The organism is bacterium, from assembly GCA_036524115.1.
Classification (GTDB): domain Bacteria; phylum JAUVQV01; class JAUVQV01; order JAUVQV01; family DATDCY01; genus DATDCY01.
On the sequence record DATDCY010000058.1, the window covers coordinates 15742 to 27178 of the forward strand.

The 11437-nt window shown below is 70.1% G+C and carries 10 protein-coding genes; 1 reads left to right on the forward strand and 9 read right to left on the reverse strand.

Annotated elements, in window-relative coordinates:
* Positions 1 to 177: 177 nt before the first annotated feature.
* The 8 genes from VI078_02720 to VI078_02755 all read right to left on the reverse strand — a co-directional run bounded on the left by VI078_02720 (position 178) and on the right by VI078_02755 (position 10361).
* Positions 178 to 1413 (reverse strand): MFS transporter, encoded by a 1236-nt coding sequence (locus VI078_02720; GenBank protein HEY5998195.1) that lies wholly within the window; start codon positions 1411 to 1413, stop codon positions 178 to 180.
* 295 nt (positions 1414 to 1708) lie between these two features.
* Positions 1709 to 2233, reverse strand: a complete 525-nt coding sequence (nuoB, locus tag VI078_02725) for an NADH-quinone oxidoreductase subunit NuoB (GenBank protein HEY5998196.1) — start codon at positions 2231 to 2233, stop codon at positions 1709 to 1711.
* A 36-nt stretch (positions 2234 to 2269) separates the two neighbouring features.
* On the reverse strand, positions 2270 to 3850 hold the full coding sequence (locus VI078_02730) for an NADH-quinone oxidoreductase subunit C (protein HEY5998197.1): 1581 nt from the start codon (positions 3848 to 3850) through the stop codon (positions 2270 to 2272).
* Positions 3847 to 5304 (reverse strand): hydrogenase 4 subunit F, encoded by a 1458-nt coding sequence (locus VI078_02735; GenBank protein HEY5998198.1) that lies wholly within the window; start codon positions 5302 to 5304, stop codon positions 3847 to 3849. The genes VI078_02730 and VI078_02735 overlap by 4 nt, the downstream gene beginning before the upstream one ends.
* On the reverse strand, positions 5305 to 5970 hold the full coding sequence (locus tag VI078_02740; protein HEY5998199.1) for a formate hydrogenlyase: 666 nt from the start codon (positions 5968 to 5970) through the stop codon (positions 5305 to 5307).
* A 5-nt stretch (positions 5971 to 5975) separates the two neighbouring features.
* Entirely contained in the window at positions 5976 to 6923 is a 948-nt protein-coding gene (locus VI078_02745; protein ID HEY5998200.1) for an NADH-quinone oxidoreductase subunit H, read from the reverse strand.
* Positions 6920 to 8995: a hydrogenase 4 subunit B gene (gene hyfB, locus VI078_02750; GenBank protein HEY5998201.1), complete on the reverse strand. Its 2076-nt coding sequence runs from the start codon at positions 8993 to 8995 to the stop codon at positions 6920 to 6922. The genes VI078_02745 and hyfB overlap by 4 nt, the downstream gene beginning before the upstream one ends.
* A 94-nt stretch (positions 8996 to 9089) precedes the next feature.
* Positions 9090 to 10361: a TIGR04283 family arsenosugar biosynthesis glycosyltransferase gene (locus VI078_02755; GenBank protein HEY5998202.1), complete on the reverse strand. Its 1272-nt coding sequence runs from the start codon at positions 10359 to 10361 to the stop codon at positions 9090 to 9092.
* On the opposite strand from VI078_02755, the gene VI078_02760 reads away from it, so the two are divergent.
* Positions 10260 to 10484 (forward strand): hypothetical protein, encoded by a 225-nt coding sequence (locus tag VI078_02760; GenBank protein HEY5998203.1) that lies wholly within the window; start codon positions 10260 to 10262, stop codon positions 10482 to 10484. The two genes, VI078_02755 and VI078_02760, sit on opposite strands and share 102 nt — an antisense overlap.
* 74 nt (positions 10485 to 10558) lie before the next feature.
* Here the strand turns inward: VI078_02760 and gnd are convergent.
* Positions 10559 to 11437 (reverse strand): decarboxylating 6-phosphogluconate dehydrogenase (gene gnd / locus VI078_02765; GenBank protein HEY5998204.1); only part of this gene is annotated, 879 nt, incomplete at its 5' end.

Below are 11437 nucleotides of genomic sequence, written 5' to 3' on the forward strand. Positions count from 1 at the left end.
TACGCGCGGATCAGCACAGCAGACTTGTTACCCCGCGTCGATCTATTCCGGACTTCCTTGTGCTTCGATGGTAACGCAGGCGTGACGTGGCTATTTACACGTCCTCCTGTCTCGGCGCGTGAGTCGTCACCTTGCTTCAGGGCATATCGGCAGATGCTACCCTGCTGCATCCGCGCCCTACGCGCCGATCGTGGCGCGCTTCCCCTCGTCCGGCGGCGGATGCGCCTTGAAGCCGCGGTACAGCAGCAGGTCGTAGGTGATCTTGAGGGTCCCGGCAAGGAAGAACGGCACACTGATCAGCGCCGGGACCGCCAGCAGCGCACCGCTGAGCGTCGGCGAGACCAGCGCCCCGACCGAGCGGGCGATCGTCGTCACGCCCGAGGCGGCGGAGCGCTCGTCCGGGTCCACGACGGCCATGGTGTAGGACTGGCGCGTCGGGACGTCCATCTGCGAGATGCTGTAGCGCACCAGCAGCAGGCCGACGGCGGCGGGGAGCGTCGGCATCAGCGGCACGAGCATCAGCAGCAGGTTGGACGGGATGTGCGTGAAGACCATCGTGCGGATGAGCCCGATGCGCGCCGCGATGCGGTCCGCCAGCAGCGCCGAGACGCCGGCGAGCAGATTGGCGCCGAAGAAGATCCCGCCGAGCGCCGCCGGCTCCACCGCGAAGCGCAGGTGGAACCAGTAGGCGAGCAGCCCCTGGATCACGAAGCCGCCACCGAAGGCGTCGAGCGCGAAGAGCGCGCTGAGGCGGGCGACCGTCCCGCGCGAGCGATGCAGGCCAAGCCGGCTGCGGGCGCGCGGCGCCCCGTCGCGCGCCGGCGCCTCCACCGCGCCGGAGAGCAGCAGGAAGAGTGCCGCGAGCGCCACCCCGAACACCGCGTAGGCGGCGAGGACCGCGCGGTACGAGGCCTGCTCGGCGACGCCGAGGTGCTGCAGCCCGCTGACGAAGGAGCCGCCGGCCAGCGCGCCGACCGCCGCGGCGAAGGACCCCGCGAGGTTGTACCACGCGAAGACGCGGGTCCGCCGCGCGCCGCCGACGAGCTGCGCCAGCGCCGACTGCTCGATGGAGATGAAGGGCCCGATCTCGCTCCCGTTGGGGCTGACGACGCCGATCGCCGCCGCCAGCGCGATGAGCACGAGGTTCCGCGACGCGGCCATGACGCCGCCGGTGGCCGCGATCAGCAGCGCGCCGAGCACGAGCATCCGCCGGCGGCCGGCGCGGTCGGCGGAGGTCGTGATCCAGAGCGAGACCAGGATGTCGCCGAGGAGCGCGAGGCTGAAGATGAGGCCGACGGCGCGCTCGCCGAAGCCGACGGCGTGCAGGTACAGCGCCAGGCTCACGGAGACGAAGCCGTACGCGAAGATGCGGAGGATGCGCGTCGCGAACAGCAGGCGGATGTCAGTGCTCATCGTTATCAGTATACGTGCAGGCTACGGGGTCCTGTCGCTGCGCACTCCGCCAAGGCTGATGCAGGCTTCGGGGTCCTGTCGCTGCGGACCTCCACCGTGCTCCCTTCGGTCCGCGCGGCGGAGGCCCTCCCCTCCGCGCCACCCCTCCGCAGCGCCGGGCAATGCGCACTGAACGGCACTGCTCCTTAGCCGGCGCTTCCATAGGGGGCTCTGCCCCCTGATGGCGCAGCTTCGCTGCTGTCACCCCCCAGAGGACTCTTCCCATCTCGCACGGCGCGACGGGGAAGTCTACGGGCTAGCCGCGCTTCTTCTTGTCCAGCTCGACCGCGGCGAGGATGCCGCGCAGCAGGTCGGTCGGGGTCGGCGGGCAGCCGGGGATGACCACGTCGACGGGGATGACGCTCGCAACGCCGCCCAGCGACGCGTAGCTGCAGCCGAAGACGCCGCCGTCGCGGCCGCAGTCGCCGACCGCGACCACGAGCTTCGGCTCGGGCGTGGCCGCATACGTGCGCCGCAGCGCGATCTCCATGTTGAAGGCGACGGGCCCGGTCACGAGGAGCATGTCCGCGAAGCGCGGCGAGGCGGTGAAGTGGACGCCGAAGCGCTCGCAGTTGTAGATGGGGTTGTTGATCGCGTGGATCTCCAGCTCGCAGGCGTTGCACGAGCCGGCGTCCACCTGCCGGATCGTCAGGCTGCCGCGGAACCGCCGCCGGATCGCCTCCTCGAGCTGCCGGCCGACGACGCGGATCTCCGCCTCCGCCTCGGGCAGCGGCTCGGTGACGATCCCCGTCCGGAAGATCTGGTGGAGAATCCGCAGCACGTCAGTGAGCCCTCATCACCGTGGGCAGCGCCGCCATCACAGGTCGTGCCCGGAGTAGGACTGATTGAAACTCTTGTTGCAGAGCGGGAAGTCCGGGACGATGTTGCCCGGCAGCGCCTGCTCCAGGCCGATCCAGTTCACCGACGAGGGGTCGCGGACCATCACGCGGTTGACCTCGCCGCCCGGCCCGGCCTGCAGCCAATAGACGATCTCTCCGCGCCACCCCTCGACGGCCGCGAACCCCGCGCCGCCCGGGGGCGGGGCCGCGACGGGCGCCCGCACGGGCCCCTCCGGCAGGTGCTCGAGGATGTAGCGCAGCAGCCGCACCGACTCGCGCACCTCGACCACCCGGACCCAGGCGCGGGCGTGCACATCCCCGCTGACGAGCACCGGGACCTCCAGCTCGATCTCGTCGAGCCGGTCGTACGGCGGGAACGGGTGGAAGATGCGCGCGTCATGGTTGATGCCGCTGGCGCGCGCGACGATGCCGACCGCGCACAGCTCCAGCGCCTTCTGCGGCGCGAGCACGCCGGTGGAGCGCACCCGGTCCTCCAGCGAGGCATTGTCGTCGTAGATCCGGACCAGCCGCTCGTACTCGGGGAGGAAGGCGTCCAGCTCGGCCGCCATCGCGCGCTTCCCCTCCGCGGTCAGGTCCGCCGCGACCCCCCCGGGCACGACGCAATCCATCGTCATGCGGTGGCCAAACAGCGCGCTGTTGGTCCGCAGAAGCCCCTCTTTGAGGCGCATCATCTGGTACCAGAGGAACGCGAACGCCGCGTCGTTGGCGATCGCGCCGAGGTCTCCGAGGTGGTTGGCGATGCGCTCGCGCTCCAGCAGGAGCGCCCGCAGCCAGTGCGCGCGCTCGGGCACCTCGCAGCCGGCGAGCGCCTCGAGCGCGATGCAGTAGCCCAGCGCGTGCGCCACCGTCGTGTCGCCCGAGACGCGGCCGGCCAGCCGGTGCCCCTCGCCCCACGGCAGCGACTCGAAGCGCTTCTCGATGCCCTTGTGGACATAGCCGAGGCGTTCCTCGAGGTTGACCACGTCCTCGCCCACCGCGAGGAACCGGAAGTGCCCCGGCTCGATGATCCCGGCGTGCACGGGGCCGACCGGGATCTCGTAGACGCCCTCGCCCGCCGCGCGGATCCAGGCGTAGTCCCCGGCGCCGCGCGCCAGCGGCCGCGTCCCGTCGAAGCCCTTGCGCAGCGGGTGCGCGCCGGCGGGCCAGTCCTCGAAGGCGATCCACGGGCGCAGGTCCGGGTGGCCCGACGGCACGACGCCCATCAGGCTGTGCATCTGCCGCTCGAAGCGGAAGGCGGGGGCCCAGCTGCCGGTGAGCGTCGGGAAGGTCGGGTCGCCCGCCGGCAGCTCCGCCTTCACGACGACGCAGTCCTTCGCCCAGCGGTAGCACGCGTAGACGCCGAAGCCGCGGCCGAAGGCGCTCTCGTCCGCCGCCCACTCCGCGACGAGCATGGCGTGCGCGTCCTTGAGCACCGCCCCGGCCTCGGCGAAGCGCGCCCGCGGCACCGCGCACCCGGCGACCGACGCCGGGCGCAGGCTGGCGTCCGCCGCGACGTCCGCGCCGAGAGCCTCCGCCAGCGAATGCAGCAGTCGGCTCATCGCAGCAGCTCCGCGGCGGTGCGGAACCAGTCGCTCAGGAACACCGGCAGGTAGAGCCCCAGCGCGAGCACCAGAGCCAGGTGCAGCAGCACCGGCAGGTGCGCGGCCTTCAACGGGGTCTGCCAGGGCGGCGGCGCGCCGGAGACCATCGGCTGGACACGCCGCAGCAGCGCCGCGAACGCCACCCCCAGCCCGAGCAGCAGGAACGGCGCCGCGGCCGGCGCATCCTTGATGGTCGCCGTGAGGATGAGGAACTCGCTGGTGAAGACGCCGAAGGGCGGCAGACCGACGATCGCCATCACGCCGAGCATCAGCCCCCACCCGACCAGCGGGTTGCCCTTGAAGAGGCCGCGGATCCGCGACATCTCCTGCGTGCCGTTCATCTGGGAGGCGTGGCCGACGGTGAAGAAGATCGAGGACTTGGCCAGCGAGTGCACCAGCATGTGCAGCAGCGCGCCGAAGGTCGCGATCGGCCCGCCGAGCCCGAAGGCGAAGGTGGCGATGCCCATGTGCTCGATCGAGGAGTAGGAGAACATCCGCTTGATGTCGCGCTGGCGCAGCAGCGAGAACGCCGCGACCAGGATCGAGAGGATGCCGAAGCCCATCATGATGTTCCCGGCGTGGCGCGTCCCGGTGGCGCCGTCCACGAGCGCCTTGCAGCGCACGAGCGCGTAGAGGGCGATGTTCAGCAGCAGGCCCGAGAGCACCGCGGAGATCGGCGTCGGCCCCTCGCTGTGCGCGTCGGGGAGCCAGTTGTGCAGCGGCGCGAGGCCGACCTTCGTGCCGTAGCCGACCATGAGGAAGACGAAGGCCAGCGAGAGCACGGTCGGCTCGAGCTGGCCGCTGACCTGGCTTAAGTTCGTCCAGAGCAGCGCGTCGCCCCCCTCGCCGAGCACCCGCTCCGCCGCGAAGTACAGCAGCACGGTGCCGAAGAGCGCCTGCGCGATGCCGACGCCGCAGAGGATGAAGTACTTCCAGGCCGCCTCGATCGCCGTCGGCGTGCGATAGAGCGAGACGAGCAGCACCGTCGAGAGCGTGGCCAGCTCCATCGCGATCCAGAGCACGCCGACGTTGTTGGTCAGCAGGCACAGCAGCATCGCGAAGATGAACATCTGGTACATGGCGTGGTAGAAGCGCATGCCGTAGTGGCCGACCCGCCCGTGCTCGCGCTCGCGCCGCATGTAGCGCCGCGAGAAGATCGCCGTCGTCAGCGAGACGAACGCGGTCAGCACCGCCAGCGAGATGTTGAAGGCGTCGACGAAGAAGAACTTGCCGCCGCCGATGAAGCTGCCGTTGGCGTGGACCTCCATCGCCAGCCGCAGGCTCGCCGCGAAGGTCACCGCCGAGCCGAGGATGTTGACCTCCGGCGCGAGGCGCCGGTCGCCGACCAGCGCCAGCGCGAGCGCCGAGAGCAGCGGGACGAGCAGCAGGCCGAGCAGCATCGCCTCGGTCATCTACTCCCCCTCCTTGAGGCGCGCCATCTGCTCGACGTCCAGGCTCTCGAAGGTGGCGTGGATGTGGAAGAAGAAGATCCCGAAGATGAAGGCGGCGATCAGGATGTCGAGGGCCACGCCCAGCTCGACCACCAGCGGCATCCCGTAGGTCGCGCTCGTCGCCGCGAAGAACAGGCCGTTCTCCAGCGCGAGAAAGCCGATGATCTGCGTCACGGCGTGCCGGCGCGTGATCATCATCAGCAGGCCGAGCAGCACCGTGGCCAGGGCGACGGCCAGCGTGGAGCGGGTGACCATGGTCGAGAGCTGGATGATCGGCGAGGTGAGCTGGTAGGAGAAGACCACCAGCCCGATGCCCGCGAGCATCGTCGTCGGGATGTTCACGACGACCTCGATCTCCTTGTGGATCCGCAGCCGGCGGATGAGCACGTGCAGGATGTAGGGCAGCGCCACCACCTTGAGGGCGAGGGTCAGCAGCGACGAGATGTAGAGGTGATGGCGCGCGGCGACGTAGCCGACGATCGCGGTGTTGACCGAGAGCAGCAGTCCCTGCCACGCGAAGAGGTGGATCAGGCCGTTCATGCGCCGCTGCGCCAGCATCGCGAACGCCGTCAGGAGCACGAGCGCCGCGAGGAAGCTGTTGATCCGGGCCGCCAGCTCAGGGTTCACGGGCTCTACTCCAGGATGAAGAACGAGAGCATGCCGAGCGTCGCCATGAGGAAGGCGGCGCCGAGGAACTCGGTCAGCCGGAAGATGCGCATCTTGGCCAGCCCGGTCTCGATGAGCACGATGCCGACGCCGATGCCGGCGAGCTTCAGCACCATCGCCGCGAACGCCAGCCCGAGCGCGCGCAGGTCGCGCGAGACCGCGATGCCCCAGGGGAAGAAGGCGGCGATCCCGAGGTACGCGAAGAGCGAGAGCTTCATCATGCTCGCCCACTCGACGAGCGCCAGGTGCCGGCCCGAGTACTCGAGGATCATCGCCTCGTGGATCATCGTCAGCTCCAGGTGGGTCGCCGGGTTGTCGACCGGGATGCGGCCGGTCTCGGCGAGGGCGATGAGTATGAACGCCAGCACCGCGAAGGCGAACGAGGGCCGCAGCAGCAGGTGCTGCCCGCTCTGGATGCTGCGCACGATCTGCGCGAGCGAGGTCGTCGAGCTGCCGAGCGAGATCGTGAAGACCGCCATGAGCATCGCCGGCTCGGCGAGCGAGGCGATCGTCATCTCGCGGCTCGCGCCCATGCCGCCGAAGGCCGTGCCGATGTCCAGGCCCGCCAGCGCGGTGAAGAAGCGCGCGATGGCGAAGAGCCCGACGATGACGATGACGTCGGCCGTGGGCGCCAGCGGCAGGTCCACCGAGAGGATCGGGATGACGCCGCCGGCCAGCAGCGCGACCCCGAACATCAGGTACGGCGCGAAGCGGAAGATCCAGGAGGCGTTCTCCGCGAGGATCACGTCCTTGGCGAAGAGCTTGCTCAGGTCGCGCACCGGCTGGAGCAGCCCCGGGGACGAGCGCCCCTGCGACCAGCACTTGAGCATCTTCACCCAGCCGGCGAACAGCGGCGCGACCGCGGCGAGCGCGGCCACCTGGAGCACCTCGAGGAAGAAGGGGTAGGCGTTCATCGCAGGAACACCAGCAGCACGAGGATGGTGACGAAGGAGTAGATCAGGTAGGACTGGATGCGCCCCTGCTGCAGCCGCCCGGCCTGCCGGGCGAGGACGAGGCTCGCCGCGCCGACCGGCCGATAGAGCCAGTTCCAGAACCGGTCGCGCACCCGCAGCGAGTAGTGCAGCCGCCGCGGGTACGGCGCGGCGCCGGGGAACGCGGACGGACGGACCCGCTCGCGCACGGCGAAGAGGTGGCCGAAGATCCGCCGGATCGGCATGGCGAAGGCGGTCGCCGTGTACTGCATGCGCGGCGTGAGCTTCTCGAAGCCGCAGTCCCAGATCGGTCCGCGCTTGATGGCGCCGGGGCGGATGTGCAGCAGCAGGTAGACGGCGGGGATGCACAGCAGCAGCCCGAGGAAGACGATCCCGCCGGAGTAGGAGGCGCGCTCGGGCGCCACGGGGGTGAGCCAGAGCCAGCCGAGCCCCGCGACCGGCGAGCCGGTCCGCGCGCCGACGAGCGCCTGCGGCACCGAGTCCATCCAGTCGAGCACCAGCGGCGGCAGCACGCCGAGCGCGAGGCACGAGACGGCGGCGAGGCCCATCCCGGCGCGCATCGTCCAGTCGGCCTCGTGCACCTGCTCGCGGCGGTGCCCGCGCCAGTGGCCGAGGAAGGTGACGCCGAAGGCCTTGACGAAGCAGGCGGCGGCGAGCGCGCCGGTCAGCGCCAGCAGCGCCGCGCCCATCGGCACGAGCAGCTTCATCAGCGGCACCGGCAGCGAGGGCGAGAGCAGGAAGGCCTGGAAGGTCAGCCACTCCGAGACGAAGCCGTTGAACGGCGGCAGCGCGGAGATCGAGATGCAGCCGATCAGGAAGAACACGGCCGTCCAGGGCATGCGGTGGATCAGCCCGCCCATCTCCTCCATGTCGCGCTCGCCGGTGGCGTGGAGCACGGCGCCCGCGCCCATGAAGAGCAGCCCCTTGAAGAGCGCGTGGTTGAGCGTGTGGTAGAGACCCGCCGTGAGCGCCAGCGCCGCGAGCAGCGGCAGGTCGAAGGCGCGGAAGATCAGCGCCAGCCCGATGCCGATGAGGATGATGCCGATGTTCTCGACGGAGTGGTACGCCAGCAGCCGCTTGAGGTCGTGCTGCATCAGCGCGTAGAGCACGCCCAGCACCGCCGAGATCAGCCCGAGCACGAGGATCAGCGCGCCCCACCACCACGGCAGACCGTGCAGCAGGTCGAACGAGACCCGCACGATGCCGTAGATCGCGGTCTTGAGCATGACGCCGCTCATCAGCGCCGAGACGTTCGAGGGCGCGACCGGGTGCGCCTCGGGGAGCCAGACGTGCAGCGGGATGACGCCCGCCTTGGCCGAGAAGCCGAACAGCGACAGCAGGAAGGCGGCGGCCGCCCACTTCGGGGGGAGCGTCGCCTCGCGCATCGCGTCGAAGGAGTAGCCCGCGAACGACGAGAACCCCGTCTTGAGGCCGGCGAGGATCCCGAACGCGAGCAGGATCGCCACGGCGCCGACGTGGGCGACGACGAGGTAGAGGAAGCCGGCGCGCCGGTTCGCCACCTGCTCGTCCTCGAAGATCACGAGGAAGTACGAGGCCAGCGCCATGACCTCCCAGGCGACGAGGAAGAAGAGCGCGTCGTTCGCGAGCACGACCAGCAGCATTCCCGCGATGAAGAGCCCGTAGAAGACGATGAGGCGCGTGACGGTGCGGTGCTCGAGGTAGCCGCGCAGATAGCCGAGCGAGTAGATCGAGACGAAGAGCGAGAGCAGGCCGACGACGACGAGGAAGAAGCCCGCGAGCGGATCGAGACGCACGGAGAACGGCAGGTCCGGCAGCCCCAGCGGCAGGGTCGCGGCGGAGACCGCGCCGCGCGAAACGCAGACGGCGCCGGCCGCCACCGCCAGGAACGACGCCGCGGCGGCCAGCGTGCAGCCGACGGCGATGAGGGCCCGCTGCGCCCCGCGCAGCACGAGCGCCACGGCGGGCAGCAGGAGCAGCAGGATGACGGCCGCGCCCGCGGTCGCCAGCGGCTCAGCTCCAGGATTCAGAGCCGTGAATAACCAGTTTCCCATGCTTGCCGATTGCAAAACGGCGGAACCTTACTCCCCGGTTAAGGCACGTGTCAAGGATGTTCAGAGAATGGGGACAGATCTATTTTTCGCGCAGTCATCGTCGCTCAGCACGTTCCTCCCGGAAAATAGATCTGCCCCCATTTTCGTACCAGCGGGCCAGCCGCTCCGGCGAGACTCCCGCGGCGTAGGCGGCGGTGATCAGCGCGTTGCGGGCGGAGGTGCGCCACGGACCACGCGCGTGCCAGCGGCGGGCGGAGGTGACGGCCTGCTGCGGCAGGATGATCATTCTCCCCCGCCGCCGCAGCCGCCGGACCAGCTCCCAGTCCTCCATGAGGACCTGGCGCGGGAAACCGCCTGCCGCCACGAAGTCCGCGCGGCGCATGAAGAGGGCTTGATCGCCGAAGACAATCCCGAGCCGGCGCCCGCGCCAGTTCGCGCACCGCTCGATCGCGCGCAGCGAAGGGCGCGGGGAATCGGTGGCGAAGCCGAACGCGCCGATGGCGACGCCCGGCTCGCTCACGGCGCCGCGCACCGCGTCCTCCCACCCGGCCGGGAGCTGCGTGTCGGCGTGCAGGAACAGGAGGATGTCGCCGCAGGCGACGGCCGCCCCCGCGTTCATCTGGACGGCCCTGCCCCGCCCGCACCGCACGACGCGGGCGCCACCTGCCGCCGCGACGCGCACGGTATCGTCCGCGCTCCCGCCGTCGACGACGAGGACCTCGACTCCGGGCGCGGCCCGAAGGCCGCCGACGAGGTCGCCGATCCGGCCGGCTTCCTCCAGGGCCGGCACGATGACGGAAACCACGGGAACCGCGAGGTCGTCCCGGCAGGCCCGCTCCCAGTGCCCGAGGTCCGCGGGCCGGTCCACGTCGGCCAGGGCTCGCAGCAGCGCCACGGAGAGCCCCGCCCCCTCGGCAGCCGCGAGGCTCGCGTCGAGCACCCGGTCCCCGCCCCACGGAATGTCCCCGAACAACTCCGCCGCGGCGCGCCGCCCGGTGGACCGCAAGCCGACAAGCCAGTAGCCGCCGTCGTGGGCGGGGCCGAAGACGACGTCCGCGCCCGCCAGCGCCCGAAAGGCGTCTCCCACGTCCCCCGCTCCCAACTCCGGGCAGTCGGACCCGACGGCCACCACGGCCTCGGCGCCGCCGCCGAACCCGGACTCGAACGCGGCCAACAGGCGCGCCCCAAGATCGCCCCGCCCCTGCGGCGTCACCTGCGCCCGCTCGCCCAGCCATCCGCGCACATCGCCCGAGGATCCGCCTTCGTGCCGGACCTCGACCGTCCATGGCGCGTCCGCTGGCGCTATCCGCCGAAGCGTCCGCTCCGTCATGGCGCGCTGCAGGTCGGCTGCGGCGTCGACACCCAGGACCGATATCAGGCGAGTCTTCGCCAGTCCTGGCTGTGGATAACGAGTGAAGATGATGAGGCGATTCAAATCCCCGGCGCGGAATGCCGGTGTTTGACTTTCCTTTTTTTCCACAGACAATGAATCAGTGACGATCAGCTACTGCATCAAGGTGACGAATAAAGCTGTTTCGCTTGCACTTTTCATATGATGTCACGTCACTTCTCATGCACAACCTCATGTCCTCCGAACTCGTGACGAAGGGCGGCGACGAGCTTCGCAGAGAAGGAATCATCCTGGCGGGAACGCTGTCGCTGCATGAGGGCCGTCTGGATGCCGGGAACGGGCACGCCCTGCTCGATGGCCTCAAGAGCGGCCCATCGCCCCTCTCCGGTGTCCGCCACATACCCCTTGATGCCGCCCAGCCCCGGGTCTCTCTCCAGCGCGTCCGCCGCGAGTTCGAGGAGCCACGACCGGACGACGCTCCCCTTTCCCCACAGGCGCGCCACCTTTCCCGCGTCGATGTTGAAATCCCTCCGGGCAGCCAGCAGTTCGAAACCCTCCCCGTACGCCTCCATCAATGCGTACTCGACGGCGTTGTGGATCATCTTGGTATAATGACCTGATCCGCTTGGTCCTACGTGCAGATAGCCGCCTTCTTGAGCAAGGATTCTGAAGATCCGCTCCACTGTTGAAACCGGCTGTGGATTTCCTCCAACCATGAGGCAGAATCCTTCCCGCTCGCCGTAGATCCCCCCGCTGGTCCCACAGTCCAGGAATCCGATGCCCCGGCCGCTCGCGGCTGCGGCCCGCCGCATCGAGTCCTTGAAGTGCGAGTTCCCGCCGTCGACGAGGACGTCCCCAGGCGCCAGGTGGCTCGTGAGGCCTCCGACGACCGCCTCGGTTGCGTCCCCGGCCGGAACCATCACCCAGATGACCCGCGGCGCCGCCAGCGACGCCGCCAAATCAGCGAGGCTGGCGACGGCCTCGATGCCGCCCTGCCGCAGCGATGCCGCGGCGTGTGGCGCGGGGTCGAAGCCCACCACGGGCACTCCCGCGGCGGCAACCCGCCTCGCAATCTGCATCCCCATCCGGCC

Coding starts and splice junctions, on each gene's coding strand:
- VI078_02745 (HEY5998200.1), bottom strand. CDS start 6,923: ATGAACGCCTACCCCTTCTTCCTCGAGGTGCTCCAGGTGGCCGCGCTC.
- hyfB (HEY5998201.1), bottom strand. CDS start 8,995: ATGGGAAACTGGTTATTCACGGCTCTGAATCCTGGAGCTGAGCCGCTG.
- VI078_02730 (HEY5998197.1), bottom strand. CDS start 3,850: ATGAGCCGACTGCTGCATTCGCTGGCGGAGGCTCTCGGCGCGGACGTC.
- VI078_02720 (HEY5998195.1), bottom strand. CDS start 1,413: ATGAGCACTGACATCCGCCTGCTGTTCGCGACGCGCATCCTCCGCATC.
- VI078_02735 (HEY5998198.1), bottom strand. CDS start 5,304: ATGACCGAGGCGATGCTGCTCGGCCTGCTGCTCGTCCCGCTGCTCTCG.